The sequence below is a fragment of the Helicobacter cholecystus genome (assembly GCF_003364215.1).
Lineage (GTDB): Bacteria > Campylobacterota > Campylobacteria > Campylobacterales > Helicobacteraceae > Helicobacter_G > Helicobacter_G cholecystus.
Genome location: NZ_NXLU01000001.1, coordinates 45,198 through 71,942, shown reverse-complemented (window position 1 = coordinate 71,942; position 26,745 = coordinate 45,198). Strand labels below are relative to the sequence as shown.

Below are 26,745 nucleotides of genomic sequence, written 5' to 3'. Positions count from 1 at the left end.
TAAAATATCATCTAAAAAAGCCAAAGGATAGTTATGCGAACTCTAACAATCATAGATACTTTTGGATTCTTTTTTAGAAGCTATTATGCACTTCCCCCTTTGCGTAATTCCAAAGGATTCCCTACAGGACTTTTGATGGGTTTTGCAAATCTTATTCACAGTCTTTATCAAGAGGGGGGATGCGAGTATTTGGCCTTTGCACTTGAGGGCAGAGGAGTGAATAGAAGAAAATTACTGGATTCTAGTTACAAATCCACCCGTCAAGAAACCCCACAAGAGCTTTTAATGCAACTCCCTATTGCTATTGAATGGATAGAAAAGATGGGTTTTTCTAATCTTTCTATTGAAGGATATGAGGCTGATGATGTGATTGCTTCTTTGAGCAAGTGGGCATTAGGCAAGGGGCTTAATGTGCGTATTGTCAGTCATGATAAAGATCTCTATCAGCTTATTTCAGAAGGGGTACATCTGTATGATCCAATCAAAAAAAAAGAGATTCATACTCAAGAGTGTTTGGATAAATGGGGAGTATATCCTAAGGATTTTGTAGCATTTCAAAGTTTACTTGGAGATAGCAGTGATAATGTTAAGGGAGTTAAGGGAATTGGCGCAAAGAGTGCGCAAAGAATTATCAATCATTATCATAGTCTTGATGCCCTGTATGCAGATGAGCAACATTGGGCAGAGAATAAAATTACCCCTAGACTTGCAATGTTGCTTAAAGAAGGAAAAGAGAGTGCCTATCTTAGTCAAAAGCTTGTTAAGCTCCACGATGATTTAATCACATCTTTTTCTCCCACTCCATTTCCTAAAGAAAATCCATTACTTAAAATTATTGATGAGCTTGAAACCTATGATTTTGATCGCTTAATTTTACGAGTGAAGAAGCAAAATCTTGCTACAAAACGTGATCCACGCAAGGATATTGGTTCAAAAAGAGAGCGAATTATTCAAAATAGTTTTAGCTATGAGTATGAGCTTTTAAATAATTTTCAAAAGGCTCTTGAAATTTTGCGATCTATTCCATTAGATACACCTATTGCTTATGACTGCGAAACAGATGCTCTAGAGACTTATCGAGCAAAAATGGTGGGTTTTAGTTTTTGTGTTGATCAAAAAAAAGGTTATTATGTGCCTTTAGCTCATAATTATTTAGGAGTTGAGACACAGGTTAGCCAAGATGAGGCCAAAGAGCTTATAGGTGAGATTTTTAAACATCCTATTATTGGGCATAATCTTAAGTTTGATTATCTTGTCGCAAAACATAATTTCTCTCTTACTCCTCAAAAAGGAATGCTTGATTCCATGCTTTTGGCATGGCTTTATGATAGTGGATTCCCTGTAGGACTTGACCGACAAATGCTTAAGTGGTTTGATTATAAGATGCTCTCTTTTGATGAGGTTGTTAAAAAGGGAGAGAATTTTTCACAAGTTGTTTTAGAAGAGGCTTCACGTTATGCATGTGAAGATGCTGTAGCAACGTATTGTCTTTATGAGAGATTGAAAAGTGAGTTTGAAAACCAAAACCTCCACCATCTTCTTGAATTAGCATATACACTTGAATTCCCTATGATTAAGACACTTGCAGAAATGGAATCTGAGGGAATTAAGATTGATGTTGAGTTTTTTGAATCCTTAAGAGTGATTGCGACAAAAAATATTGCTGAATATTCCTCTGAGGTCTTTTCGCTTGCTCAAGAAACTTTTAACCTCAATTCTCCCTCTCAACTTTCTATCATTCTTTTTGAAAAATTGGGACTTCAGGGCAGTAAGCAAGTTAAGGGGGGATATAGCACACAAGAGAGTGTTTTAGAAAAGCTTGTAGATATTCATCCCATCATTACTCCTATTTTAAGATATCGAGAGGCCAATAAGCTAAGAAATACCTACATTGATCCCCTCTTAAAATTAGCAAAACAAGAAGATAGAGTCTTTACCTCTTTTCTTCAAACAGGGACAGCTACTGGGCGTTTAAGTTCAAAATCTCCTAATTTACAAAATATCCCCGTAAGAACAGAAGCGGGAAAAAAGATTAGGCAAGGTTTTATTGCAAGAGAGGGGAATGTACTTTTAAGTGTAGATTATTCTCAAATTGAGCTTAGACTTTTGGCCCATTTCTCGCAAGATCCAAGTTTGATCCAATCTTTTAAAGAAGGGAAGGATATTCATGCACAAACGGCGCTTAAGATTTTTGGATCTGAGGAGAAGAGAGCAATTGCTAAAAGTATCAACTTTGGTTTAATTTATGGAATGGGGGCAAAGAAGCTTGCTGAAACTCTTAAAATTTCTCTTAAAGAGGCAAAAGAATATATCCAAAACTATTTTGAAAACTTTCCAACAGTAAAAAATTTCCTTAAATTTCAAGAAGAGAGCATACAGAATGTAGGATATGCCCAAACACTCTTGGGGCATCGAAGATATTTTGATTTTAGGGATGCAACAGATTTTCAAAAAGCTAACTATCTTAGAGAAGGGATTAATAGTATTTTTCAAGGGAGTGCAGCAGATTTAATCAAGCTCTCAATGAATAAGATTGGAGATTTTATTGAAGGCAGTGCCATTAAAATGCTTATTCAAGTGCATGATGAATTGATTTTTGAACTCCCCGAAGAAGGGGCACAAGAGAAGGCTAAAGAAATTGCTGAAATTATGAATGGGGTTTATACATTAAGGGTTCCCCTTGAATGTGGAGTAGCACTTGGGAAAAATTGGGCAGAGCTAAAATAACAAACTTTAAAGCAAAGTTGGATATAAATTTTTGCACCCAAATCTAGAGCCAATAATTTAAAAAGAAAAAACTCACTTTCTTAAGATGGAAAAGTATAAATATAATAAAAAAGATAGGATTTTACGAAAGAGAGAATGGTCGGAGTAGCGGGATTCAAACCCACGACCTCACCCACCCCAAGGGTGCGCGCTAATCAGGCTGCGCCATACTCCGATGAAAAATAAAATTGTTATTATACTTGTAATTTTGACTTTTGTAACCCTATCTTTTGGCCTTGCAACCTGAATTAGATAAAATTCATTTTATTCTAAGTAGCAAAGGGATTTTATGGATATTTTTCATAGTGTGGTTTTAGGGATTGTGGAGGGAGTGAGTGAGTTTTTACCTATTTCCTCTACGGGCCACTTGATTTTAAGTGCAAAACTTATGGGGCTTGAGCAAACAGATTTTCTTAAAACATTTGAAGTAGCTATTCAGCTTGGCTCAATCCTTGCGGTTGTTGTAATGTATTTTAAGAAGCTCTTGCATAATCGCTCATTGTGGGCAAAATTGATTGTAGGATTTATTCCAACAGGAATTTTAGGTTTAACACTTTATAAAATAGTTAAAGATCTATTTTCTCCAAATATTGTGGCCTATATGCTTATTGCTGGGGGGATTGTATTTTTATGGATTGAAAAGTTTTATCGCCAAGAAAAATATCATTTTCAAAGAGTTGAAGAGGTGAGCTATAAGCAAGCATTTCTTATTGGACTTTTCCAATCTTTAGCAATGATTCCAGGCACATCAAGAAGTGGTTCAACAATTATTGGGGGATTGCTTTTGGGTCTTTCAAGAAAATGTGCCGCTGAGTTTAGCTTCTTGCTTGCCATTCCTACAATGTTTGCTGCAACTTTTTATGATATTTATAAAAATTACACCCTTTTTAAGAGTGCTGAAATGGAATATATTCTTGTGGGAGGAGTAGTTGCATTTTTGACCTCTTTGCTTGTCATTAAAATATTTATGAAATTTATCTCACGTTTTACTTATGTAGGGTTTGGAATTTACCGTATTCTGATTGGAGTGATTTTTTTATTTTGGGTTTTATAAGTTTTGTTTAAAGACCATTTTACCCAATGGTAAAGAAAGCCAATTGGCTATGACTTGGCACTTGATTTTAAATAAGAAAAATACCCTTTCATCTTTTTGCTCTTCCATGCATTCAAAATTCCCCATTCCCTTAGCAATAATCAAGTCTGCCTGATTATAAATTTCCTGGGCTTGAGCAGTGGCATTCGCATAAATAAAGGATGGACTTTTTACTCCTGTGTCCACCACTTGAGCAAGAGAGAATATTTTTTGAGAGTAGGGATTGCCAAGATCTTGGAGCGTAAGGTCATTAATGATGGGAGCTCCTCTAAGGAAATATGAAAAAACTAGGGAGGGAAAGTAGGTTTTAAGAGTTTGGATCATAATTTCATCAAAGAGGTTTTCCCCCGCATTATCAGCAATAATGATGATATTTTTTGCCTCCTTAGCTCTCTTTTGAAATGCTTCAAAATCAAAATGGGCAAATTCAAGTTTTTCTCTTTCTTTTTTCAAATCAAATTCATTGATTTGAAAATTTAAAGCACTGCCATAGTCAATCACATTTCCCAAGGCTCCAAAAATAATTCCCTCCTTTAAACTTATGTTAAGAGGGTCAATCCCTTTTAACATATCATAAGCCTTTGTAATGCAGTCATATTTAATCTGCTTATAAAGATCCTCCACCCCTCTTTCTTGTGCAAGTTTCTCATAGAGTTTAATTGCAATATGTGGAGGAGTGAGATTTACGCTATTACCATTTTTATCTTTGGGGATTTTTTGCAAATACTCTTGACCAATTTTTTCACTCCATACTTTGGCTTGATTGTAAAGACAGATAAAACACTCTTTTTGAGCTTTCACTTTTTGCTCACCTTTTCCCACATCAGTCTATATTTTTTTTGCAATGCTTCTATTTCTTGTGCATTGCGTTCTAGCTCATTTCTTAAAAACTCAATCAGTTTCTTCTCTTCTAAATAAGTTTCTTGCATGGCTACAATAGTGCTTTTGAGAAATTCATTTTCATTTTTGAGATTGGCAATGGTTTCATCCTTTGCCAAAGTAAGTTTAGAGTGCATTTCTAAAATATGTGCAATGCTTTCTTGAAATAAATCACTTTCTGGAGTATAAATTTTTCTTAAATAAAGCTCACCTTTAATGTTTTTAGCTTGGATTTGTTTGCTTTTCACTCCTTGTGCAATTTGAGATTTGCTATAAGAAGTTTCTTGCATAAATTCATTAAGACTCAACCATTTCACTGAATTTTTACCTCAATCTCTGCAGAATCTAGTTCGACCTTTTTGGCTTTCATGACACGATCTTGCAAGAGCTTCCCGCTAAGCTCCTGATCTTTGAGTGCAAGAATTTGCATCGCCAAATACGCACTATTAATTGCTCCTGCCTTTCCAATAGCCATTGTTGCAACAGGCATTGAAGCTGGCATTTGCACAGTAGAGAGTAACGCATCTAACCCCTCAAGTGCTTCGCCTAAGAGTGGAACACCAATAACGGGGAGTGTTGTCATAGAGGCAATTGCCCCTGCAAGATGAGCTGCCATACCTGCTGCCCCAATAAAAACTTGCGCACCCCTCTCTTGAGCATCTTTGACATATTCTTTTGTGCGTTCAGGACTTCGATGCGCAGAGCTGATGACTATCTCATAAGCAACATCAAATTTTTTAAAAATCTCAATACAATGTTTCATCACTTCCCAATCACTTTTACTCCCCATCATTACTGCAACAAAATCCATAGCTTTTCCTTTTTTGTAGTTTTTGAAATCTTACCAAAAAGTCTTTTTAGGACTCCTTTTTGCTGTCCCTTCTTAAAAAAAAATATTTAAAAAGGGACATTATGCAAATTACTTCATCTTACACAACAATGCCTTCACTTTATTCAGATATCCAAGAACAATATCTCAAAGAAGCAGATAAGATGCATAAGCCTTTGATTGAAGAAAAAAAACAATCTTATACAAAAGAAGATCCTATAGAACTTTCGCTCCCAAGACAAACTTATGGCTTAAGTGTTATTGAGAAAATGAGCGATGATGAATATCTAGCTTTTGTAAGAGCAACGGCTGAAATGAATGAGAGCGATAAGATCTTGGCAGCCCAATCACTCTACCGTCTTAATGAGCTTAAAAATCAAAATACGCATAATCCTTATCGTTCAATTCAAAATGATAGAGATTTTTTAAAAGTTTTTCATAATGCACACCAAGCAATTTTACAAAGTAAAAATACTTAATTTTTAAGGCTATTATCATAAACTCGAAGTAGAGCAATAAATAGTGCTGTGGCCGCTGGGCCAATAACAATTCCTGCAAAACCAAAAACACTAATTCCTGCCAAAATTGCAAAAAAGATAAGCACTTCATTGATTTTGACAGAAGTTTTAATCACTTTGTCTTTGACAAAGCCAATTAAAAGGGGCTTTACACCATTATCAATGATCAGTCCAATAAAAATTGCCCCATAAAGGGCGATAAAAATAGCTCCTGTCGTGTCTCCCAAATAGAGCTGATAAAATGCAACTGGCACCCAAACAAGTGCACCTCCCACAACAGGAACAATTGAGGCAAAACCATAGAGCACTCCGAGCAAAAATCCATCATAACCTAAAAAGTAACTCGCTACCCCAAAACAAAAACCTTGAAGCAAAATATTAAGGATAGAGGTGAAAAATACAATATTCAATACCCCGCTAATCTCTTCATAAATACTTTTTGTTTGTTCTACAGAGAAGGGAATAAGATTAAGGGTAAAATCCCTAAAGGCCTTAGAGTAAAAAAAGCAAAAATATAAAAATACAATGATAAAGCCTATATTAACAAGAAGTGTAACACCCCATTTTGCAAATCCTGCACTCATCCCGAAAACATAATTTAAAATTACACTTCCTGAGAAATTGCTCATAAACTCTTTAGCTCTAGATGCAATTTCAGGAGAGATCTCTATAAGCCAAAATAAAATTTTTTCTTTTGTGGATTCTATAAACTGATTAAGAGAAGAGGGTTCAATTGTAGAGAGCACATCTATTCCCTTAATCACAACAAATACCATAGGAATGGCAAATAAAATAACAGGCACAAGTGTGCAAAATAAAGAGGAGAGCCAATTATAAGAGATATAGTGATCAAAAAAATTTTTAAGAAAGTAGGTTGAAACACATAAAAGCAAAGCAATAAGAAGATTAAGTAAAAAGGCATTATAGAGATATGCCATTGCACATAAACTTGCCCCAAAGGTGATCCAGAAAAAATAAAGCCCTTTCATTTTCTTTTCTTTCAAAATAAGCTCCCCTCTCTTTGAATTCCTAAGATTTTATAAGTTTTTTGTGTAGGGATTCTTCCCTTTGCACTACGCTCTAAATATCCATTTGCGAGCAAATAAGGTTCAATCACATCTTCAATGGTGCTTTCATCCTCACTCATTGCTGCAGAAATGGTGCTCAGTCCAATGGGACGCCCATTATTCTCTGCAAGAATATGCAAATAACGCAAATCCAGCTCATCAAAGCCATAATCATTCACTCCAAGTTCCTCAAGTGCGAATTTTGCCCTATTAAAAGTGATACTCTCCTCATTGTAAACATCTGCAAAGTCTCTTACCCTTTTTAAAAGTCGTAAAGCAATTCTAGGCGTCCCTCGACTTCTTCTTGCAATTTCTTGTGCACCTTCATCACTTAAAGGTTTTCCAAGCTTTAAACTCGCAATTTTAACAATTTTTGCGAGCTCCTCTGCGGTGTAGAACTGCATTCTAAAATTCATTCCAAAGCGATCCCGTAAAGGGTTGCTAAGCATTCCAGCTCGTGTGGTTGCACCAATGAGTGTAAAGCGTGGAATATCAATTTTTACACTTTGGGCTGCTGGTCCTGAACCAATGATAATATCAAGTCTAAAATCTTCCATTGCAGGATAGAGAATTTCTTCAATTGCAGGACTTAAGCGATGAATCTCATCAATAAAAAGAATATCTCCCTCTCCTAGATTGGTAAGGATTGCTGCTAAATCACCACTTTTTTCTATCATTGGAGCAGCAGTAACCTTTATCTCAGCCCCCATTTCTGTGGCAATAATATGACTAAGAGTGGTTTTTCCAAGTCCAGGGGGGCCAAAGAAAAGAATATGATCTAAACATTCTCCTCGTTTTTTGGAAGCTTGGATAAAGACTTGAAGATTTTTTTTGATTTGTTCTTGTCCAATGTAATCTTCCCATAGGCTTGGGCGTAGGGAAACTTCAGAACTCTCTTCAAAGTTGATTTTTTCAATATCAACAATTCTCTCCATTAATAACTCTCATCCAAACTTGGAAATTTTTGTTCTTTGACATCTTTAGCATACTCTCTAATTGCATTTTTAAGCAGTTTTTCTCCTTGGAAGTAGTGTCTTACAAACTTGGGTTTAAACTCAGTGAAAAATCCAAATGCGTCACTCCATACCAAAATTTGCCCATCACAATGCACTCCACTGCCAATTCCAATAGTGGGGATGGAAAGCATTTGGGTAATTTGTTCAGCAACTTCGTGTTTCACTCCCTCTAAAACAATAGAAAATACTCCTGCCTCCTGTAATGCCAAGGCATCTTCTTTGAGTTTTGTTATACTCTCTTCATTTTTTCCTTTAATTTTATATCCCCCCTCACTGCGAGCAAATTGAGGCATTAATCCCATATGTCCCATGACTGCTACTCCCTCATTGATGATGGATTTAATAGTCTTTGCGCGATTGATTCCACCCTCAAGTTTGACCGCCCCAGCATGAGTTTCTTTATAAAATCGGATGGCATTCTTAATAGCATCCATCTCATTGCAATAGCTCCCAAAGCTCATATCTCCAACCACAAGACTTTGCTTTACACCTCTACATACTGCCTTTGTGTGATAAATCATCTCATCAATCCCAATACTTAGGGTATCCTCCATCCCCCCAAAACTATGAGAAAGACTATCTCCTACCAAGATAAGATCCACTTCGCCATCAAAAATTTTTCCAAATAATGCATCATAGGCTGTAATGGCTGTGATTTTTTCTTTCCCTTTTTTAGCTTGAATTTGTGTAATTGTCATTGTCTCCTCCTGAGTAATATCATATCTGCTAGAACAAGTTTCATCATTGCTTGTGCAACAACACTTCCACGAATTGCAATGCAAGGGTCATGACGTCCCTTAATTTGTAGCATTTGCTCTTCTCCATATTTATTGAGCGTAGTTTGAGGAAGTGCAATACTTGGTGTGGGCTTGAAATGAATCTTGACTAAAATCTCCTCTCCATTTGCAATTCCTCCTAAAATCCCTCCACTATGATTGCTAAGAAATCCTTTTTTGCTAAGCATGTCATTATATCGTGAGCCTTTGAATTTTGAGGCATGAACGCCTTCACCAATCTCAACAGCCTTAACACCATTAATCCCCATCATGGCTCTTGCAATCTCTGCATCAAGCTTGTAATAGATGGGTTCACCCAATCCTAATAAATCTCCCCTAACCCTTAAAAGGACAACCCCACCAATGCTATCTCCATTCTCTCTACACTCGGTGATACATTGTTTTTGAGCAAATTCCTTGTTTTGATCAAGGGCAAAAATCTCACTCTGTGATGCAAAAGAAAAATCTAATTGCTCCCCTACAATCTCTCCAATGCCAAGAATTCCACTTTGCACACTGATATTTTGTAATAAGGGCTCAACTATGCTTGAGGCAATGACACGCACCAAAGTTTCCCTTGCACTGGCCCTTCCTCCACCACGATAGTCGCTATTACCGTATTTATAAAAATAGGTAAAATCTGCGTGAGAGGGTCGAAAGACATCTTTGAGATTTGAGTAATCTTGAGTTTTTTGATGAGTGTTTCTAACAATAAAAGCAAGGGGTGCTCCTGTGCTTTTTCCCTCAAACACACCACTTAAAATCTCACAAATATCGCTCTCACTTCTTGGAGTTACAAACGCATTTCTTCCCCCCGCCCTTTTTTTGATTGCTTGATGAATAGATTGGAGATTGATTGATAGATTTGCAGGGAGTCCATCAAGCACTCCCCCAACACATTCTCCATGAGATTCTCCAAAGGTTGTAAGCCTAAGTGCGGTGCCAAAAGTATTCATGATTTTTTTAAAATCTTATAAGCGAGTTTGGCACATTCTTGTTGAGCCTGTTTTTTACTTGCTCCAATTGCTTTAGCGTATTCTTTCCCTTGAATAAAAATTGCCATTTCAAAAAACTTTTGATGATCAGGACCTATTTCTTGCAAGAGAACATATTGAGGAATTTCCCCAAATAAAGATTGTGTAAGTTCTTGAAGCGTAGTTTTATAGTCTAAAATTTTTTTCTCAAAATCTATTTTTGCATAATGTTTTTCAATGAGGGGAAGTAAAAATTTTTTTGCTTCTTCAAATCCTGATTCTAAAAAAATTGCCCCAACTAAAGCTTCTAGTGCATCAGCTAGGATTGAAGGTTTATTGCGTCCATTATTACTCTCTTCTGCATTGGAGAGATAAAGGTAATCCTGTATCCCTAAATCCCTCGCAAACATTGCCAATCCCTCTTCATTCACAATGCTTGCGCGAATTTGGCTAAGTTTTCCTTCTTGATGATTGTCAAAACGTGAATAAAGATACTCCCCCACAATCAAATCTACAACCGCATCTCCTAAAAACTCCAATCTCTCATTATTTTCTCTACGTTTATAGCTTTTGTGAGTGAGAGAAAGATGGAGGAGTTTTTGATCCTTAAAAAGATAATGGATATTTTTTTGTAATTTCTCTAGCATCTCAAACCTTGTATTTTTGGGCTTCTTCTTTGGCTATTGTATCGCATCTCTCATTATATATATGTCCTGCATGTCCTCTAACCCAAGTTGCTTTGATTTTGTGAGGTGCAGAAACTTGGAGATATTCTTGCCACATTAAAGGGTTTTTAACATCTTTAAAATTTTTTTTCACCCAAGTATTTAACCAAGAATTAATCCCCTCACATACGTATTTTGAATCACTTACTATTTCTACTTCACAAGATTCCTTTAAGGCTTTAAGAGATTCTACAACAGCTTTAAGTTCCATTTGATTATTTGTTGCATTGGCTTCTCCACCGCTTAAAATCTTTTCTTTATCTTTGTAGCAAAGGATTGCACACCATCCCCCAGCCCCAGGATTGCCAAGAGAGGAGCCATCACAATAAAGTGTGATTTTTTTCATACTGTAACCTTTGGGGTTTGGTAATGAGTTTGAGTTCTCCTAGTTCACCACAAACAGCACATCTAAAATCATCAAAGGGAAATTGACTTTGACAATGTGGACAAACATATAAAAAACTTAATGTTGCTTTTTGATTGGAATAAGTTTCAAACAACCTAATAGTCTCTAATGAAAAATTTTTGCACTGCTTTGTAGGAAAATACCCCTTAGCTTGAAAGACCTCAATTGCAGGGCTAGTTTTGATGATAGCAAGAGGGATTTTATTTGGTGGAATATCCCAGAGTAGATCAATGAGATTTTCCCAATCTTCATGGGGAAAATGCTCCCAAAAAAGTCTTGGGGCATTGATTTTGAAAAAGTTAAGGATTACTCTATGCACACGAGGTTCTTTATATAAGATCTCAATAAGTCTTGTATTTCTTTCTTCTTCATCTCTAAGAATAAAAGTCATTTGCATTCTAAAATACTCTCTTGCTAATGCAAGTTTATCCTTGTCTTTTTTGCTTAATTCCCCCATATTCTCTTCAATGCATTCAAGTGTATCAAAGGCACTTTGATAATCCCCAAGTATTCCATAGAGTTCTACAAGATTTGCAAGGATTTTGAGGTTTTTTGGATTATTTTTAAGAATTTCTAAAAAAATATCTTTTCCTTTTTGTAAAAATCCTGCACGAACATAAAGTAGCCCAAGTTCTTCTAGGATTTCAATTTTTTGCCTAGATTCATCAAATTGTTCAATCAGGGTAAGATAGATTTTAATTGCTTGTTGATTATTTCCTCCTTTTGCATAGCTTTTAGCAAGAAATATAAGGGTTGGGATAGGTTCTTTTGAAACTTTTAAAAATTCTGCAATTCCATCAAAAATACCATGATGTTCATAGCTTTTCACTAAAGCATTAAGAGATTTTTGGCGCTGTTTTTTTTGATAAAGATTACGATAGTAGTCCGCAATAAGCACAAAGGCAATAATAGCAATAAGAGTAGCTATTCCAAAAAGTGGGTCACGATAAATGTAGCTTAAATCTCCCAAACCTTTATTCCCTTATATTTGTAATGATTGCACTTGCAAGCAATCTTTCAAAATACTCTTGTAAAATCTTGTCTTTTCTAGCATAAACAACTTTTTGCATAATCATAGGTTTGATTTGATCATAAGGAAGTAGGGAGCTTCCAATCTTGTCCTTAACATAAAAGGCTACAACAGCACCTCCATTATTAAGAATTTGTGTGAATTTTCCCTTGGGTGTATCTGCAAAAAGTTGTGCAATTTGAGGATTGATACTTAAAAGGGAAATTCTATCTTCTCTTTTATCCACTCCCCGAATCTGCATTAAAGGATTATTCATCGCTTGGGCAAGAAGCTTTTCATTATTTGATGCATATTGAATCACAACCACTTCTTGGGGAAGGGTAAAATCTTTTTGATGCGAGTCATAAAACTTTTTTAACTCTTGTTCATCAACAATCTTTAGATTTGTAGAAAGAATACGTTGAGTGAGAAGTTGCTCTTGAATATAGTTTTTATAAAAGGCTCGGAGTTCCTCATAAGAGTAACCACTACTAATCATATTAGCCACAAATTCATCACGACTAATTCCTTTCATACTTGCAGCCTCTTGGATTTGCTGATCAATCATTGTCTCATCAGCAACAATCTGCAGTCTTTGGGCTTCTTGAGCTTTAATAACCTTTAAAATAAGTTCTTTTTTTGCTTCTTTTTCACTGATATTTTTACTTTTTTGCAGAGATTTGAGTTCATAGAGAGTGACTGGGGCATTATTGACCTTAAAAGCAATTCCATCGATAATATTTTCTGCCCTAAGGCCTACAATCATCATCAATATTAATATAGATTTAATCCATCTCACTTTTTTCTCCAAAAAATATTTTTTATATTTTATCTAAAAATCTCAAAGCAAGTCTAATTTAGGGGAGATGATATAAAAAGTAGAAATAAATTAGTGGCGGACAGAGAGGGATTCGAACCCTCGGTAACCTTGCGGCTACGCATCCTTAGCAGGGATGTGGTTTCAGCCAACTCACCCATCTGTCCAAATTAAAGTAAAAAAGCAATTTTATCTTATTTTTCTAAAAAAAACCTTAATTTTTTAGAAAAATTTTTTTATGCTAAACTCTCAAAAAAAAATCAAAACAAAAGGATAAAAGAATGAAATATGCTTTTATTTTCCCTGGCCAAGGTAGCCAAAGCAAAGGCATGGGAAAGGATTTTTATGATAACTTTTCAATTGCTAAAGAACTTATTGAACAAGCCAGTGATACATTAGGATTTGATTTTAAATATCTACTTTTTGAAGAAAATGACAAGCTTAATCTCACACAATATACCCAACCTTGCATTTTTCTTGTCAGTTATATTGCTCATACAATTTTGCAAAATGAATTCCCCTTACTCCCCAATATTTCACTAGGACATTCTTTGGGTGAGGTGAGCGCAGTGGCAATGGCTAAGGGTATGAGCTTTGAGAATGCATTGAAGCTTACCTATGAGAGAGGGGGGCTTATGGCAAAGGCATGTGAGGGTAAAGATGCTGGAATGATGGTGGTTGTTGGTTTAGAAGATGGTGTGCTTGAAGAATTTTGCACTAAAGTGAGAGAAGAGGGCAAAAGTGTATGGTGTGCAAATTATAATGCAGATGGGCAGGTTGTGCTTGCAGGAAAAAAAGCAGATCTTGGTTTGATTGAAGCTGATCTTAAATCTTTGGGAGCCAAGAGAACGCTATTGTTGCCAATGTCTGTGGCAAGTCATTGTCCAATGTTGGAAGAGATATATACAGAGTTTGAAAGTTTGCTTGAGGAATTGCTTGAAGATGAATTTGTTAATCCCATTCTTTCTAATGCTACACTTCAGAGCTATACGCAAAAACCTGAGGCTAAAACACTGCTTACCCAACAACTTGTGATGCCTGTTCTGTATAAACAAAGTATTCAAAAAATTTTAGGTGAAATTGATGGATTTATTGAGTTTGGGAATGGCTCAGTGCTTAAAGGGCTTAATAAGAGATTGAGTGATAAGCCAACATATAGTGTGAGCGATGTGACAACGCTTAAAGAAACCATTCAAATATTACAATAAGGAGAAAAGATGAAGATTGCAATTTTGGGTGCAATGCGTGAAGAGATTACACCATTTTTGAAGAAATTCCCTCACTACACTCAAGAAGAGGTTGGAGGAAATACCTTTTATAAAATCCCTTATAATGGGAATGAATTAATCTTGGCATACAGTAAGATTGGAAAAGTTCATTCTGCATTGAGTGCAAGTACAATGATTTTAAAATTTAATTGTGAGAAGTTGATTTTTAGTGGTGTTGCTGGAGGGTTGAATCCTAAGTTAAAGGTGGGGGATTTGATTATTGCCTCAAAACTTTGCCAATATGATGTGGATATTACAGCGTTTGGGCATCCGCTTGGATTTATTCCGCAAAGCAGTGTTTATATTGATTCTGACCACTCTCTTAACCAAATTGCAAAAGAGGTTGCTCAACAAAAAGGGATTGATTTAATGGAGGGTGTGATTGCGAGTGGAGATAGCTTTATTGCAAGTAGTGAAAAGAAAAAGTGGTTGATTGAAAATTTTCAAGCTGATGCAGTAGAGATGGAAGGGGCAAGTGTGGCAAATGTTTGCCATTTGCTTAAAATACCTTTTTGTATTTTACGCTCTATTAGTGATAGTGCAGATGGAGGGGCTGATATAAGCTTTGATGAGTTTTTAGAGCATAGTGCTCAAGTCAGTGCAGATTTTGTGGAGGCAATGTTGGCAAAAATATTTTAATTACTTAAAAAGGAGGAGAGGGTGAGAAGGGCTTTTAGTATGTTAGAGCTAGTATTTGTGATTGTGATCTTGGGGATTTTGGCTTCTATTGCTATTCCTAAATTCTCCTCTACTCGTAGTGAAGCTGAGGCAGTAAGCATTCAGGCTGATCTTACTCAAACTCTCAGTGCAATTCAAAGAGAGGTGTTTGTTAAAAATCTTTCAGCCAATGCAATTAATGCAGATACTATGATACAAATTGCAGGTTTGAATAAATCGCGATGGATTGCTGTGGGCAATCAAATTAAGCTTGCCAAAAATGGTAGTATTGACCATGATAATGATTGCATTTCTCTTGAATTTGCTAATCAAAAAGATTTGGTATTAGAAATTACGTCTCTACCTTCTTCAGCCTTATGTGAGAAACTCAACAAAACCTATGAGAGTAAGATCATCCCTCTTATCACTCACTAAGGGTTTTTCTCTTTTAGAATTAATATTATGTATAGGGATTTTGGGAATCCTTGTTTTTATGGCTATGCCCAAAGTTAGCTCTCTATCCCAAAAAGAATGCTTATATCTCTTAAGAACCAAACTTCTTAAAGCTCAAGATGAGCTCTTTTTTCTTTATTCTGAAGCACTTCTTAATCATTCACCCCCTAAATCTCCTCAAAATATCCTTAATGCTCTTGCCCAAAAGAAGAATCCACAATGCTATTTCCAAGTCAAACCCTCTCAAATTATTGCCTTTGTCTATGGAAAAAAACTTATTTTTACACTTTCTCCTCAGGATTTTTCTTATAAACCAAAGATTTATTGCTCACTTTCAAGCTCTATATGTCGAGATTTTTGGGGTAAAGAATTAAAAAAATAGAATTGAACACAATGAGGGGTAACCCCTCAAGAGGGATTAGAATGAATATTGAACCTTCATTCTTGCTCTAGCCATTTGAAGGTCGCCAAATGTAGATCCAATAAGACCTGAGAGCATGAGTTTATTATCAAAGAAGCCATAGCTTGCTGTGAAAGAAACTTCGTGGAAAGTTGCATTGATATGACCATTAGGATCAAGATTCTTTTTTGAAGTATTTGCAGGATTTGTTTTTCCTTTTTTCATCAATGCATAGTTATTGTTTCCACCTACAAAAGCATAGTCAAGTCCAAGTTTAAGGGATTTTACACCAGTATAAGCTACGCCTACATATCCCACCATAATATCTGTGCTATGAGTGGTAACACTATTGGCTTCCCCAGTTGCATATTTCATCCCTCCAGCACCTGCTAAACCATATCCATTTGCTCCACTTGAAAGTGTGTCATACCAGAATTGTCCACCCATATTAAATGAGGAATTATTCAACAATGCACCATAACCATCTCCAAAGCTACCTGTAAAACCACCTTTTGCAGAGAATCCTACATCTTTGTTTGTGTAAGCAAGCTGAATGTTATAAAGTCCTCTAAGATTTGCAGAAAGATCTTCATTATAAGCACCAATTTTGGCAAAATGGTAGCTATTGACATCCACATCAGCTACAGCTACTTGAGTTTGGATTGTGATCCCAGAAATAGTATAGGCCAAATCTGTTGCAAGCATATAATCGATTGTTTTTGTTGCATGTCCTGCATAAAACTTAATAGATGCTCCAGCAAGTTTCTCTCCACCAGCCTCAACACCAGCAATAAATAAGCCACTGTTTGAGTTGATTTCACTCGTTCCACCACTCATAAAATCATTATTGTCTAAACTCCAAGCACCAAGAGCTTGTGCAGAGATTTTAACACCTTCGATATCCTCATTCTTTACATAGACACCATATCCAAAGTCCCATACATTATCGTTAAAAGAAGTGAGAATATTGACTTTTCCAGCCATAAGAGTCGTTTTGCTTCCGTATTCAGAAAAATTCATATTTCCATAAAGAGAGAGTAGTCCTAGATTAAGTGTATCGGCAACACTACCGGTACGTGTTGAGTTGCTGATAAAATCTCCACCATCTGGAGCACCCCCACCTATTGTAGCAATTGCTGTTGATCCAATATTAAAACCACCAACGCCCCCTGTTTTGATATTGGTAAATACCCTTGATCTGAATGCTGAACCGCTAGCATCATCACCAAACATTGATGTAAGCTGTCCATAAACATAACCACTGATTGTTGTACCCTTGATTGCTTCTTCTAGAGAAGTTTCAGCATTTGCACATGTAAGTGCTCCCATTGCCGCAAGTGCTGCAAGTGAAGTTTTTGTCATTTTCATTCCTTCCTCCTAAGTTTTAAACGCTCAATTTGAGCCTGTATGTAATATTACATTAAAAATAAGCGATTTTTTCCAAAGATTAATCAAGAAATGTTATGTTTGGTCAATTTGTGTAATTTTAAAGTGAAATGTCAGATCAAGAATACTGTCAAGAGGGTTTTGCTTTTTCATTTCAAAGGGTAGAATAAGTGTAATATTAGGATATAGTATTTCAAGCTTTTTGGTAAAGTTAAAAAAGTCTTGAGGATTTTTTATTTTGCCCTGCATCCTAAAGATTCTATCTACAAAAATTTCTTCTTTTTTTCGTTCAATTTGTTTAAGTGAGTTTACCTCAAAGAATTCTTGAGCAAGAGCATGAATCTTTGTAACTGCTGGAGGATTTTTAAGAAGAGTGAGAAGCTTTTGATTGTTTTGCTGATCTGTTTCAATCTTTTGATTAAGCAGTTTATTTTGCTCTAAAGTTTTAGCATAAGCAAGTTGAGTGTAGCGAAGATCATTTTTTTTGTCTTTATACATATTGACTTTGGGGAGAATAATTCCAGAGAAAACATAGGCAATAACAAAAAGAAAAACAACCATAAATAAAAGATTTTTAATGATATATTCTGCAAGCTCTTCTCTTTTATTGGGCATTGTTATTTCCTTGAGGTTTGATAATTTTATTAATTGATACAAAGTTGTACCATCCGCTAGGGAGAACAAAAAAATCCACACTAGTTTCATTAAAAATTGCTTTTAGAGGTGATTCAAGTAAGAAAAGGTAGAGTTCTTTTGAAGGAGTAATCCCCTTAATTGTTAAACTATCATTATCAAGTGATATGGTATCAAGCGTGATTTGTTCAGGGATGAGTCTAAAAAGATTTTCAAGCCCTGCAAGCAAAGCAGAATTTTCTTGTTTAATATTTGAGATTTGTTGAATTTGGGTGTTAAGGTATTGGATTTTGGATTGGAGATTGGCTTTGACTATGCCTTGTTGATCAATTTCTGCATCAATAGAATTTGTTTGATTGATCATGGAACGAGTTTGCTCTCCTAATATAAAGAAAACCATCAAAACAATCAGAAATGAAGCAAAAAAACATGCTAGCCATGATTTTGTTATTGGAGAAAAGATAGGTTTATCTGTAGGTGTGGTAAAACTAAAAGTCATAGGCTCTTCCTTTTGATTTCTTCTAACATTAATGTTGTAATAGCTTCAGAAATAGAGAATGGTCGCACAAAAGTTTCAATCATTAAAGAATCTTTAATATGTCCAATTGCATCAGGTGTGATTCCATAGGTATCCAAGATAATGATTTGATCAATAAAAGTGCTTTGGAAGTTTGGATTTGTATAATAATTGCTAATCACATTTTCAAGTATACTGACAGTGGTTGTTGCACGCATAAAATCTTTGAGTTCTTCAATGCGATTTTGCTCTTGTTTGCGATATTCTTCACTATCTTCCTCCTCGAGCATCTCAATATCAAAATTATCAATATCATCATCAATATTTTCATTCAAGGAGCTAAGAATGTCTTCAAGGGTATTGAAGTTTGAGGGTGAGGGATTATTTTGATTATTGGGTGAAGTATTCATTTCTATGGCATCATTTTGAATTTCAAAAAATCCACCAAAGAAGACTTGTTGATCATTGCTAATGACTACACTGATATTTTGTTTTTCTTGCAAGACAAAAAGTGAGGTTTTTCCTGCTTCTTTTTTGCTCTGTAAATAAATTGAGATAAAGGGAGAAAAAACTAGATCAATATCTCCTAAATCAGGATTTTGTGAGACTTCATTAAGACAGTCTTGATTTTTAATATATGCACTCCAAGATCCATCAAAGGATTTTGTGCTATAGCCTTGAAGATTGACATCGTATTTAATGAATTCTTTAGGTTTTGTTGTCGGAATTGCTCCCTGATTGTAGGTTTTACTAAAGATCCCAATATAGGTAAAAGGAAACTTCTTTTTGTAATATTTAATAAGCTTTAGGGTTTCTGCAGGAAAAATATTGTCAATGGTTTTAATGTCTGTTTTAATGTTTTGTTTGATTGATTTATTTTTGATACGAATAACATGCACTTGGCAGTTATCATAATCAAGATTTAATCCAATCAAAACTTTAGAATAGAAAAACTGCAACAATCCTTTCAACACTTTTTGCCCTTATTTTTTACTTTAATCTAGCCAATATGTTAGCAAGAATTATTCCATAAAATATTCTTGTGGATCTGCTTCTAGATATCTTTTTAACTTTTCTTTGTTATTTTCTAAAGTTTCATTCTCATCTAAATAAAGTGGAGGGAGGATATAGTATTTGATTTCTCCAAAGGGTTTAGGGATTTTCATTTTATCCCAACTTTTAAGTTGCCAAAACTTGCTTGGTTCTACTCTAAAGCCTACAATTTTTGTTTGACTCTTAGTTGCCATAACTACTGCACCATTGGCAATAGAGTGATAGGGTCCTCTTGGACCATCAGGGGTTAATCCAATATCCCATTTTTCTTTGAGTTTTCCTAAGGCATTAACAAGCGCTTTTGCTCCACCTCTTGAGCTTGAACCTCTAATTCCCTTAAAACCATAAAGAGCATAGAGCTTGGCTGCAAATTCTCCATCAGTGTGCTCACTAATAATTGTGCCATAGCGCATATTGTCTAAATCAATTTCTTTTCCTCTTGTTTTAAGAATATGATGGTAAAGATGGCCTTGCATAGGAATTTCTCCATGCCAAAATGTGGCAATAAAATTTCCCTGCAAAGAATCTTGAGCAATAAAAAAATGATGCTTACTGCTCCAAGAAACAAAGCGTAAATATACATACATTATGTAAGGAAAGATAGAGGTGAGTAAAAAGACTTTAATTTTCTTGCTCATTTTGCAAGGATTTCTCCACTCAAACTTCCTCCGTCATGAGAAGCAATCTTGACCTTGATGATTGAACCTAAAGGAAGAATAATGTTGGGAATTTTAATCAAACGGTTGCTGTCACTTCTTCCTTCACTCCACTTCTCTCCCTCATCATCTCGATAATTTTCTACCAGCACCCAATGCTCTTTGCCAATTTCATCCGCACCTTTTTCTCTTAGAATCTCTTTATGACGATTTTGCAGTTTTGTAAGACGTGCTGAGGCTGCTTCTTTGCTGATACAATTGGGTAGATTTTGTGCAGTAGTGTGTGGGCGAGGAGAATAGATAAAGCTATAAAGTGTGTCAAATCGCACTTGTTCCAGCACATCCATTGTGTCCTCAAAATCCTCGTCCCTCTCTGTGGGGAATGCCACAATAATGTCTGTGCTAATCCCCACCTCTGGCACAAGAGAGCGAAGTTTTTGTATACGATTGAGATACCACTCTTTGGTATACCCTCTTTTCATATCCGCTAAGACCTTTGTAGATCCGCTTTGAAGAGGAATGTGAATACTTTTGCAAATCTTTGGATTACTTGCAAACTCTTCTAAAAACTCATCATTCATATGTAAGGGGTGTGGAGAAGTAAATCTAATACGCTCAAGCCCTTGAATTTCACTGAGTTCTCTAAGGAGTTGAGTGAAATTGGTTTGTTTGTGAGGGGTAGAAAATCTTGCTCCATAGTTATTAACATTTTGTCCTAAAAGTAAGATCTCCTTAACCCCATTGCTTACAAGGCGTTTAGCTTCGTCTAAAAGCATGGCAGTGGGGATTGAGATCTCTTTTCCTCTTGTATGGGGCACAATACAATAAGAGCATTTTTTATCACAGCCTATGGAAATATTCAATAGAGCTTTAATGTCAGGATTACTATTTTTAGAAAACATATAGGTACTGTCATCAAAGTCTGTTGCAACTTCTACAGCCTTATCTTGATGAATAACTTGGGTGATTTTGCTAATATTTCTTGCACCTAGTACAAAATTAACACTGGGAGCTTTTTTAATGATTTGTTCTCCAAGATGACTAGCTGTACAACCACATACACCAATTTTTGCATTGGGTTTTTTGATCGTATTGAATTGACCGATTTCAGAAAAAAGCTTTCTTTCGGGCTTTTCTCTTACGGAGCAAGTGTTGATTAAGATAAGATCTGCTTCCTTTGGGTTATTTGTAAGAGTGTAGCCTTCTTTTTCTTTAAGTTCGGCGATGAGGTGGTCGCTGTCACGATTATTCATCGCACAGCCCATAGTTTCTATATAGAGCTTCTTTTCACTCATTGGCATTAAATGATATGGAGTTCATAGATATATTCTTTTTCATCAAGCCCGTATTTTGTTTCGTGCAAGTATGCATTTCGACCTTGAGTGTTAAAAGCTCCTATGATTTTGAGTAAATCTTTATGTGCATTTTCATTAGAGAAATAATAAATTTTTCCCTCTTTTGCACATTCTTCCTCAATTTGCTTGAGTGAAATTTTTGCACTTTTGCTATCAAGTGTTGATTTAGCAAGTTTAAAATCCATAAAAATATCCTTAGGGTTTTTGAGATTGAAAACCTATATTATACTCTTTAGAGTTTAAAAGTATTGCTATAATCATCCAAAACTTCAATCTCTCAAAGAATCCATAAGTTTTTGCAGAAAAGAAAGGAAAGAAATGGAAAAAATACTAGATATTGTTGAGGTTATTTCCTATGAAAAGGGTTTAGAAAACTCTATTGTTACTGAGATTATTAAAGAATGTTTAATCAAAATTGCACAAGAAGAACTCAGTGAAGATGCAAATTTTAGTGTTGTTGTCGATGAGAAAGAGCGAACACTTAAATTATTTCAAACACTAAGTATTTGCCCTGATGGAGAACAGATTTCAGCGACACATATACCACTCTCAGAGGCAAAAGCCCTTAATGCTGAAGCAAGTGTAGGCGATGAGTTAAATTATGAAATCAGCTTGGAGAATATGAGTCGAAGTGCAATTAATGCACTCTTTAAAATGTTTGAGATGCGATTACAAAAACTTCTAGAAGATAAGCTTTATGAGAAGCTCCGCACTCGTATAGGTAAAATTGTAAGTGGGCAGGTTGTAAGAGTAGATGATGAAGAAAATACCTATGTAGAGATTGAAGAGTTGCGTGGGGTTTTGAGTATGAAAAATCGCATTAAAGGGGAGAGATTTAAAGTTGGAGATACAATTTATTGCATTCTTAAGGGTTTGCGTTTTGGTAAGGGGGGAGAAATGAAGATTGAACTCTCTAGAACTACTCCAAAATTTCTTATGGAACTCTTAGCACTTGAAGTGCCAGAGATTAAAGATGGGGAAGTGGTGATTGAAAAATGTGCAAGGATTCCAGGAGATCGAGCTAAAATTGCTCTTTCTACGCAAAATCCAAGAATTGATCCTATTGGTTCAACTGTTGGAACAAAGGGTGTAAGAATTAATGCCGTAAGCAAAGAGCTTCATGGAGAGAGTATTGATTGTGTGGAATATTGTGAAAATCCTGAGATGTTTATTGCAAAATCTCTTTCTCCAGCGACTATTATTAGTGTAAAGATTAATGAAGAAAATGAAGAAAAAAAGAAAGCCATTGTGACTCTTACAAGTGATCAAAAATCTAAAGCAATTGGACGAGGAGGGGTAAATATTCGACTCGCTTCAATGCTTACAGGATATGAGATTGAGATTAAAGAAGTTGGAGTAAGTGATCTTTTTGAGGTTCAAGAAAATGGAGGTGAGGAAAGTGGGAAAAAGACAGGACTTGATGCACTAGAATCATTATTCAAGGATTAGTGTGGAGAAAAGTCTTTTTTTAAAAGGATTTATTTATCTTTCTTTAATTTATTCATTTGCTTATTTTTTTGGTTTTAATGCCGAAATAGTGGGGTTTATTGATATTAGAAATGCTTTTTTAGGCTTTTCTATGCTTGCTTTTATTGTGTTTGCTCTCTCCCATACTCCCCCTTGGTTTGGGAAAAAAGTATTGAAACTTTTTATCATTGTCTCTCTTATTTGCTTTGTTATAGATTTGTTTTGTTATATCAATTTTTCTTCAAATCTAAGCATTCCTATGTGTTATGCACTTTTTGAAACAACTCTGCAAGAGAGCTGGGAATTTTTAGGGCTTTATTTAAATGCAAAAACACTTCTGGCGATTGTCCTTTTTTTGAGTGCAAGTTTTTTGTACTATAAGATCTCCTTTTCTTTTGTGGGGAAAAAGATTTATATTGTATTTGCAGTTTTTTCATTTGTGGGAATAATTAATTGGATCGTGGAGTGTCATAAACTCTTATTTACTATGAGTCCCTACTATACACATCAAAATCTTGCATATTTTGAGCCAATAAGAATAGGAATGAATATGGCCTATACTTTTGAGACAAAAGAGAAAACTAAGCAAGAATTTGATTTTCAACTTAAATCACTTAAGCAAAATCTAAAAGCACAACTTCAAGAAAATCCCATCCAAAATATTGTTTTATTGCTAGGAGAGTCTGCACAAAGAGGGCATATGCAACTCTATGGTTATACAAAACCTACAAGTCCCTATATGACTGTTTTAGAAAAAACAAAAAATCTTTTAGTTTTTGATGATGTTATTTCCCCTCATGCTCAAACTAGCCTTTCTATTCCAAAGATTTTTACTCTTGCAAATTATGAAAATGAAGCGCAGGGCCCTTGGTATCAAAGAGCTACGCTTATTTCATTTTTTAAAACTGTGGGTTATAAAACTTATTGGCTCTCTAATCAAGAACCCGCTTTGTATATTACTCCAGCAGGAATGCTTGCATCGATTTGTGACCAGAGTTTATTTGTTTCAGCATATAAACAATTTCACGATGGAGCACTTTTGCCCTATATTGATCAAATACTTAAAGAGAGGGGGACGCATAAACAATTTTTAACCATTCATCTTATCGGAGTACATAATGCCTATGCAGATCGCTATCCTGTAGGGTTTGGAATCTTTAAATCGGTAAAGTTTAATGAGAAAAAAAGAAAAATCGCTCTTTATGATAATGCTATGCTTTACAATGACAATATCCTAAATGAAATTTTTAAGAGATTTTCTCAAAGTGATTCAATTGTGATTTATCTTTCTGATCATGGGGAAGAAATTTATGAGATTGATGATTTTATTGGACATGGAGAAAATAGAATTACACGCTTTACTTGTGAAATCCCTATGCTTATTTATGTATCTGATTTGTTTATCCAAAAGCATCCAGAACTTTATAAAAGACTTAAATCTTCAATTCATCGCCCCTTTATGAGTGATGATTTGATTCATATGATTTTAGATATTGCAGGAATAAAAACCCCAGAGTTTGATCCTACAAGAAGCGTGATCCATGAAAAGTTTGATGATAAAAGAAAAAGAATTGTGGGTGGAAGTAGGGGAAGTGATTATGATAAGGAGTTAAAGGGGCAAAAGAGTAGATATTGAGTGAGGAACTTTTAAATAAATTCTATATGCTACAAATTGATGGCTATCTCAAGATCTATTGTCTCTAATGTGTGCTTAAGTCTATAAGTATTCCCTAGAAAATACATTTACATCACCCAGTCTTTTATCAAGAGATTAAACTTGTCTTTTAATTCTTTAAAACAAAGGGTTGGAATAAGATTAATAAAATATTTATAAAATCAAGTAATCAATTATAGAGTGTTTTATCAGTTTCTGCATAAATTATAAATAAGATAAAACTTTAAGAATCGATACAAAATTCGGTATAACAACAAATAAAATAAGAAAGATATTATAGATTAGCTAAATATTCTTTAGTGTATATGACTAAATAATCTTTATAGTATTAATAATATTGTATTGAAAGTAAATCAAAAAAATTATAGAATTATGGCACTTAAAGATTTTAAGTGCTATTTTCAAATAAAGGAGTTTTGAAATGAATTTTAAACCACTGGGAAAACGAATCTTAGTTGAGAGACTTGAAGAAGATACAAAGACAAGCTCTGGGATTATTATTCCTGATAATGCAAAAGAAAAACCACTCAGTGCAAAAGTTATCGCAATCAGTGATGGATGCAATGAGGTTTCAGTAGGTGAAATTGTTGTATTTGGAAAATATAAGGGTGATGAAATCAAACTTGATGGAAAAGAATATATTGTTTTAGATATTGAAGATGTATTAGGAATAATTAAATAAGGAGTAAAAAATGGCAAAAGAGATTAATTTTTCAGATAGCGCAAGAAATAAACTTTATGAAGGTGTAAAACAATTAAGTGATGCAGTTAAAGTTACAATGGGGCCAAGAGGTCGAAATGTTTTAATCCAAAAAAGTTATGGTGCTCCAGCAATTACAAAAGATGGTGTAAGTGTAGCAAAAGAAGTAGAGCTTGCTGATCCTATTGCGAATATGGGTGCTCAACTTGTAAAAGAAGTAGCAAGTAAGACTGCAGATGCGGCAGGTGATGGAACAACAACTGCAACTGTTTTGGCATACAGTATTTTTAAAGAGGGATTAAGAAATGTGACAGCCGGCGCAAATCCAGTAGAAGTTAAACGTGGAATGGATAAGGCAAGTGAAGCAATTATTGAGGAACTCAAAAAGGGAAGCAAGAAAGTAGGTGGAAAAGAAGAGATTGCTCAAGTTGCGACAATTTCTGCAAATTCTGATGAGAAAATCGGTGCTTTGATTGCTGAGGCAATGGAAAAAGTAGGAAAAGATGGGGTAATTACAGTTGAGGAAGCTAAGGGGATTAATGATGAACTTAGCGTAGTAGAGGGAATGCAATTTGATAGAGGGTACCTTTCTCCTTATTTTGTAACAAATAGTGAGAAGATGAATACACAACTTGATAATCCTTTTATTCTTCTTACAGATAAGAAAATCACTTCTATGAAAGATATTCTTCCTTTGCTTGAATCGACAATGAAGAGCGGTAAGCCATTATTGATCATTGCTGAAGATATTGAGGGTGAAGCACTAACAACTTTGGTTGTTAATAAGCTTAGAGGCGTGCTTAATGTTGCAGCAGTAAAGGCTCCTGGATTTGGCGATAGAAGAAAGGAAATGCTCAAAGATATCGCAATCCTTACAGGTGGGCAAGTGATTAGTGAAGAGCTTGGAAAAACTTTAGAGTCTGCAAGCATTGAGGATCTTGGACAAGCTGGAAGAATTGTCATTGATAAAGACAATACAACAATTGTAGATGGAAAGGGAAATGCTCAAGAGGTTAAGGATCGTGTTGCACAAATTAGAACTCAAATTGAGAGTACAACAAGTGAGTATGATAAAGAAAAACTTCAAGAGCGTCTTGCAAAACTTAGTGGTGGTGTTGCAGTAATTAAAGTAGGTGCAGCAAGTGAAGTAGAGATGAAAGAGAAAAAAGATCGAGTTGATGATGCTCTAAGTGCAACAAAAGCAGCTGTTGAAGAAGGAATTGTTATTGGTGGTGGTGCGGCACTTATCCGTGCAGCTCAAAAAGTTTCTCTTTCACTCAAGGGTGATGAGCAAATTGGATATGAAATTATTCTCAGAGCAATTAAAGCACCAATGAAGCAAATTGCAGAAAATGCTGGATATGATGCAGGTGTAGTTGTTAATAATGTTGAGAGTGCAAAAGAAGATACATTTGGATTTAATGCTAGCAATGGAGAGTATGTGGATATGTTTAAAGCTGGGATTATTGACCCACTTAAAGTAGCTAGAGTAGCATTACAAAATGCTGTAAGTGTATCAAGTCTGCTTCTTACAACTGAAGCAACAATTAATGATGTTAAAGAAGATAAACCTGCAATGCCTGATATGAGTGCAATGGGCGGTATGGGTGGTATGGGAGGGATGATGTAATCCCCCCCCCCCTCACTTCT

29 protein-coding genes and 2 tRNA genes are annotated in these 26,745 nt (G+C 35.3%); 11 read left to right on the top strand and 20 right to left on the bottom strand.

The window, feature by feature from the left end:
• The first annotated feature begins 33 nt into the window (after positions 1-33).
• Positions 34-2,727: a DNA polymerase I gene (gene polA, locus CQA62_RS00450; protein ID WP_104723620.1), complete on the top strand. Its 2,694-nt coding sequence runs from the start codon at positions 34-36 to the stop codon at positions 2,725-2,727.
• 136 nt (positions 2,728-2,863) lie between these two features.
• On the opposite strand, the gene CQA62_RS00445 is transcribed toward polA, so the two are convergent.
• A tRNA-Pro gene (locus tag CQA62_RS00445) sits at positions 2,864-2,941 on the bottom strand.
• Between the two features lie 114 nt (positions 2,942-3,055).
• On the opposite strand from CQA62_RS00445, the gene CQA62_RS00440 reads away from it, so the two are divergent.
• Positions 3,056-3,820, top strand: coding sequence for an undecaprenyl-diphosphate phosphatase (locus CQA62_RS00440; protein WP_104723618.1), 765 nt, complete (start codon positions 3,056-3,058; stop codon positions 3,818-3,820).
• Here CQA62_RS00440 and CQA62_RS00435 read toward each other — a convergent pair.
• Genes CQA62_RS00435 through purE form a run of 3 tightly spaced genes read right to left on the bottom strand, consistent with a single transcriptional unit; the run spans position 3,815 to position 5,549 of the window.
• Complete coding sequence (locus tag CQA62_RS00435; protein ID WP_158653671.1) at positions 3,815-4,660, bottom strand: damage-control phosphatase ARMT1 family protein; 846 nt, start codon at positions 4,658-4,660, stop codon at positions 3,815-3,817. The two genes, CQA62_RS00440 and CQA62_RS00435, sit on opposite strands and share 6 nt — an antisense overlap.
• Complete coding sequence (locus CQA62_RS00430) at positions 4,657-5,055, bottom strand: DUF3972 domain-containing protein (RefSeq protein WP_104723614.1); 399 nt, start codon at positions 5,053-5,055, stop codon at positions 4,657-4,659. The genes CQA62_RS00435 and CQA62_RS00430 overlap by 4 nt, the downstream gene beginning before the upstream one ends.
• Positions 5,052-5,549 (bottom strand): 5-(carboxyamino)imidazole ribonucleotide mutase, encoded by a 498-nt coding sequence (purE, locus tag CQA62_RS00425; protein ID WP_104723612.1) that lies wholly within the window; start codon positions 5,547-5,549, stop codon positions 5,052-5,054. The genes CQA62_RS00430 and purE overlap by 4 nt, the downstream gene beginning before the upstream one ends.
• A gap of 101 nt (positions 5,550-5,650) precedes the next feature.
• Between purE and CQA62_RS00420 the strand changes: the two genes are divergently transcribed.
• Positions 5,651-6,046, top strand: coding sequence for an HP1233 family protein (locus CQA62_RS00420; protein WP_104723610.1), 396 nt, complete (start codon positions 5,651-5,653; stop codon positions 6,044-6,046).
• On the opposite strand, the gene CQA62_RS00415 is transcribed toward CQA62_RS00420, so the two are convergent.
• The 9 genes from CQA62_RS00415 to CQA62_RS00375 all read right to left on the bottom strand — a co-directional run bounded on the left by CQA62_RS00415 (position 6,043) and on the right by CQA62_RS00375 (position 13,042).
• Positions 6,043-7,074 (bottom strand): AI-2E family transporter, encoded by a 1,032-nt coding sequence (locus tag CQA62_RS00415; RefSeq protein ID WP_126498357.1) that lies wholly within the window; start codon positions 7,072-7,074, stop codon positions 6,043-6,045. The genes CQA62_RS00420 and CQA62_RS00415 overlap by 4 nt on opposite strands.
• 11 nt (positions 7,075-7,085) lie before the next feature.
• The gene (gene ruvB / locus CQA62_RS00410) at positions 7,086-8,087 is read right to left on the bottom strand and encodes a Holliday junction branch migration DNA helicase RuvB (RefSeq protein WP_104723606.1); all 1,002 of its coding nucleotides are present in this window, start codon (positions 8,085-8,087) and stop codon (positions 7,086-7,088) included.
• Complete coding sequence (gene panB, locus CQA62_RS00405) at positions 8,087-8,866, bottom strand: 3-methyl-2-oxobutanoate hydroxymethyltransferase (RefSeq protein WP_104723604.1); 780 nt, start codon at positions 8,864-8,866, stop codon at positions 8,087-8,089. The genes ruvB and panB overlap by 1 nt, the downstream gene beginning before the upstream one ends.
• Positions 8,863-9,900, bottom strand: coding sequence for a chorismate synthase (gene aroC, locus CQA62_RS00400; RefSeq protein ID WP_104723602.1), 1,038 nt, complete (start codon positions 9,898-9,900; stop codon positions 8,863-8,865). Before aroC ends, panB begins: the two co-directional genes overlap by 4 nt.
• Positions 9,897-10,565 carry a ribonuclease III gene (rnc, locus tag CQA62_RS00395; RefSeq protein ID WP_104723600.1) on the bottom strand — a complete coding sequence of 223 codons (669 nt, stop codon included), beginning with the start codon at positions 10,563-10,565 and terminating at the stop codon, positions 9,897-9,899. The genes aroC and rnc overlap by 4 nt, the downstream gene beginning before the upstream one ends.
• 1 nt (position 10,566) lies before the next feature.
• Complete coding sequence (gene rnhA / locus CQA62_RS00390; protein ID WP_104723597.1) at positions 10,567-10,989, bottom strand: ribonuclease HI; 423 nt, start codon at positions 10,987-10,989, stop codon at positions 10,567-10,569.
• A complete protein-coding gene (locus CQA62_RS00385) occupies positions 10,964-12,019 on the bottom strand; it encodes a hypothetical protein (protein WP_104723593.1) in 1,056 nt (351 codons plus the stop codon). The genes rnhA and CQA62_RS00385 overlap by 26 nt, the downstream gene beginning before the upstream one ends.
• A 4-nt stretch (positions 12,020-12,023) precedes the next feature.
• Positions 12,024-12,857, bottom strand: a complete 834-nt coding sequence (locus tag CQA62_RS00380) for a peptidylprolyl isomerase (RefSeq protein WP_126498358.1) — start codon at positions 12,855-12,857, stop codon at positions 12,024-12,026.
• 94 nt (positions 12,858-12,951) lie between these two features.
• A tRNA-Ser gene (locus CQA62_RS00375) sits at positions 12,952-13,042 on the bottom strand.
• 114 nt (positions 13,043-13,156) lie between these two features.
• Here CQA62_RS00375 and fabD point away from each other — a divergent pair.
• From fabD to CQA62_RS00355, 4 genes are read left to right on the top strand one after another with little or no spacing between them, the layout of a single operon-like run.
• Positions 13,157-14,083, top strand: coding sequence for an ACP S-malonyltransferase (fabD, locus tag CQA62_RS00370; RefSeq protein ID WP_104723589.1), 927 nt, complete (start codon positions 13,157-13,159; stop codon positions 14,081-14,083).
• A 9-nt stretch (positions 14,084-14,092) separates the two neighbouring features.
• Positions 14,093-14,782: a 5'-methylthioadenosine/adenosylhomocysteine nucleosidase gene (locus CQA62_RS00365; RefSeq protein ID WP_104723587.1), complete on the top strand. Its 690-nt coding sequence runs from the start codon at positions 14,093-14,095 to the stop codon at positions 14,780-14,782.
• Positions 14,783-14,803: 21 nt separating this feature from the next.
• Positions 14,804-15,235 (top strand): type II secretion system protein, encoded by a 432-nt coding sequence (locus CQA62_RS00360; RefSeq protein ID WP_104723585.1) that lies wholly within the window; start codon positions 14,804-14,806, stop codon positions 15,233-15,235.
• Positions 15,201-15,635: a prepilin-type N-terminal cleavage/methylation domain-containing protein gene (locus CQA62_RS00355; RefSeq protein WP_104723583.1), complete on the top strand. Its 435-nt coding sequence runs from the start codon at positions 15,201-15,203 to the stop codon at positions 15,633-15,635. Before CQA62_RS00360 ends, CQA62_RS00355 begins: the two co-directional genes overlap by 35 nt.
• A gap of 36 nt (positions 15,636-15,671) precedes the next feature.
• Here CQA62_RS00355 and CQA62_RS00350 read toward each other — a convergent pair whose 3' ends face one another.
• The 7 genes from CQA62_RS00350 to CQA62_RS00320 all read right to left on the bottom strand — a co-directional run bounded on the left by CQA62_RS00350 (position 15,672) and on the right by CQA62_RS00320 (position 21,438).
• Positions 15,672-17,021 carry a major outer membrane protein gene (locus CQA62_RS00350; RefSeq protein ID WP_104723580.1) on the bottom strand — a complete coding sequence of 450 codons (1,350 nt, stop codon included), beginning with the start codon at positions 17,019-17,021 and terminating at the stop codon, positions 15,672-15,674.
• Positions 17,022-17,114: 93 nt separating this feature from the next.
• The gene (locus CQA62_RS00345) at positions 17,115-17,654 is read right to left on the bottom strand and encodes a hypothetical protein (RefSeq protein ID WP_115585089.1); all 540 of its coding nucleotides are present in this window, start codon (positions 17,652-17,654) and stop codon (positions 17,115-17,117) included.
• Complete coding sequence (locus CQA62_RS00340) at positions 17,644-18,171, bottom strand: PilN domain-containing protein (RefSeq protein ID WP_104723574.1); 528 nt, start codon at positions 18,169-18,171, stop codon at positions 17,644-17,646. The genes CQA62_RS00345 and CQA62_RS00340 overlap by 11 nt, the downstream gene beginning before the upstream one ends.
• A complete protein-coding gene (locus tag CQA62_RS00335; RefSeq protein WP_147288242.1) occupies positions 18,168-19,163 on the bottom strand; it encodes a hypothetical protein in 996 nt (331 codons plus the stop codon). The genes CQA62_RS00340 and CQA62_RS00335 overlap by 4 nt, the downstream gene beginning before the upstream one ends.
• Before the next feature lie 48 nt (positions 19,164-19,211).
• Positions 19,212-19,880, bottom strand: a complete 669-nt coding sequence (locus CQA62_RS00330; protein ID WP_104723568.1) for a lysophospholipid acyltransferase family protein — start codon at positions 19,878-19,880, stop codon at positions 19,212-19,214.
• Positions 19,877-21,151 (bottom strand): tRNA (N6-isopentenyl adenosine(37)-C2)-methylthiotransferase MiaB, encoded by a 1,275-nt coding sequence (gene miaB / locus CQA62_RS00325; RefSeq protein ID WP_233704132.1) that lies wholly within the window; start codon positions 21,149-21,151, stop codon positions 19,877-19,879. Before miaB ends, CQA62_RS00330 begins: the two co-directional genes overlap by 4 nt.
• Positions 21,152-21,198: 47 nt before the next feature.
• Positions 21,199-21,438: an HP0268 family nuclease gene (locus tag CQA62_RS00320; RefSeq protein WP_104723562.1), complete on the bottom strand. Its 240-nt coding sequence runs from the start codon at positions 21,436-21,438 to the stop codon at positions 21,199-21,201.
• A 133-nt stretch (positions 21,439-21,571) separates the two neighbouring features.
• On the opposite strand from CQA62_RS00320, the gene nusA reads away from it, so the two are divergent.
• The 4 genes from nusA (at position 21,572) to groL (ending at position 26,725) form a co-directional block, all read left to right on the top strand.
• Positions 21,572-22,702 (top strand): transcription termination factor NusA, encoded by a 1,131-nt coding sequence (nusA, locus tag CQA62_RS00315; RefSeq protein ID WP_104723559.1) that lies wholly within the window; start codon positions 21,572-21,574, stop codon positions 22,700-22,702.
• Between the two features lies 1 nt (position 22,703).
• Positions 22,704-24,356, top strand: a complete 1,653-nt coding sequence (locus CQA62_RS00310) for a phosphoethanolamine transferase (RefSeq protein WP_104723556.1) — start codon at positions 22,704-22,706, stop codon at positions 24,354-24,356.
• A 460-nt stretch (positions 24,357-24,816) separates the two neighbouring features.
• On the top strand, positions 24,817-25,077 hold the full coding sequence (gene groES / locus CQA62_RS00305; protein ID WP_104723554.1) for a co-chaperone GroES: 261 nt from the start codon (positions 24,817-24,819) through the stop codon (positions 25,075-25,077).
• 10 nt (positions 25,078-25,087) lie between these two features.
• The gene (gene groL / locus CQA62_RS00300) at positions 25,088-26,725 is read left to right on the top strand and encodes a chaperonin GroEL (protein WP_104723550.1); all 1,638 of its coding nucleotides are present in this window, start codon (positions 25,088-25,090) and stop codon (positions 26,723-26,725) included.
• The last annotated feature ends 20 nt before the right edge of the window (positions 26,726-26,745 follow it).

Coding starts and splice junctions, on each gene's coding strand:
- CQA62_RS00330 (WP_104723568.1), bottom strand. CDS start 19,880: ATGAGCAAGAAAATTAAAGTCTTTTTACTCACCTCTATCTTTCCTTAC.
- miaB (WP_233704132.1), bottom strand. CDS start 21,151: ATGAATAATCGTGACAGCGACCACCTCATCGCCGAACTTAAAGAAAAA.
- rnc (WP_104723600.1), bottom strand. CDS start 10,565: ATGCTAGAGAAATTACAAAAAAATATCCATTATCTTTTTAAGGATCAA.
- rnhA (WP_104723597.1), bottom strand. CDS start 10,989: ATGAAAAAAATCACACTTTATTGTGATGGCTCCTCTCTTGGCAATCCT.
- panB (WP_104723604.1), bottom strand. CDS start 8,866: ATGACAATTACACAAATTCAAGCTAAAAAAGGGAAAGAAAAAATCACA.
- polA (WP_104723620.1), top strand. CDS start 34: ATGCGAACTCTAACAATCATAGATACTTTTGGATTCTTTTTTAGAAGC.
- CQA62_RS00340 (WP_104723574.1), bottom strand. CDS start 18,171: ATGACTTTTAGTTTTACCACACCTACAGATAAACCTATCTTTTCTCCA.
- purE (WP_104723612.1), bottom strand. CDS start 5,549: ATGGATTTTGTTGCAGTAATGATGGGGAGTAAAAGTGATTGGGAAGTG.
- aroC (WP_104723602.1), bottom strand. CDS start 9,900: ATGAATACTTTTGGCACCGCACTTAGGCTTACAACCTTTGGAGAATCT.
- groL (WP_104723550.1), top strand. CDS start 25,088: ATGGCAAAAGAGATTAATTTTTCAGATAGCGCAAGAAATAAACTTTAT.
- CQA62_RS00320 (WP_104723562.1), bottom strand. CDS start 21,438: ATGGATTTTAAACTTGCTAAATCAACACTTGATAGCAAAAGTGCAAAA.
- ruvB (WP_104723606.1), bottom strand. CDS start 8,087: ATGGAGAGAATTGTTGATATTGAAAAAATCAACTTTGAAGAGAGTTCT.
- CQA62_RS00345 (WP_115585089.1), bottom strand. CDS start 17,654: ATGCCCAATAAAAGAGAAGAGCTTGCAGAATATATCATTAAAAATCTT.
- CQA62_RS00440 (WP_104723618.1), top strand. CDS start 3,056: ATGGATATTTTTCATAGTGTGGTTTTAGGGATTGTGGAGGGAGTGAGT.
- nusA (WP_104723559.1), top strand. CDS start 21,572: ATGGAAAAAATACTAGATATTGTTGAGGTTATTTCCTATGAAAAGGGT.
- CQA62_RS00355 (WP_104723583.1), top strand. CDS start 15,201: ATGAGAGTAAGATCATCCCTCTTATCACTCACTAAGGGTTTTTCTCTT.
- fabD (WP_104723589.1), top strand. CDS start 13,157: ATGAAATATGCTTTTATTTTCCCTGGCCAAGGTAGCCAAAGCAAAGGC.
- CQA62_RS00415 (WP_126498357.1), bottom strand. CDS start 7,074: ATGAAAGGGCTTTATTTTTTCTGGATCACCTTTGGGGCAAGTTTATGT.
- CQA62_RS00365 (WP_104723587.1), top strand. CDS start 14,093: ATGAAGATTGCAATTTTGGGTGCAATGCGTGAAGAGATTACACCATTT.
- CQA62_RS00350 (WP_104723580.1), bottom strand. CDS start 17,021: ATGAAAATGACAAAAACTTCACTTGCAGCACTTGCGGCAATGGGAGCA.
- CQA62_RS00420 (WP_104723610.1), top strand. CDS start 5,651: ATGCAAATTACTTCATCTTACACAACAATGCCTTCACTTTATTCAGAT.
- groES (WP_104723554.1), top strand. CDS start 24,817: ATGAATTTTAAACCACTGGGAAAACGAATCTTAGTTGAGAGACTTGAA.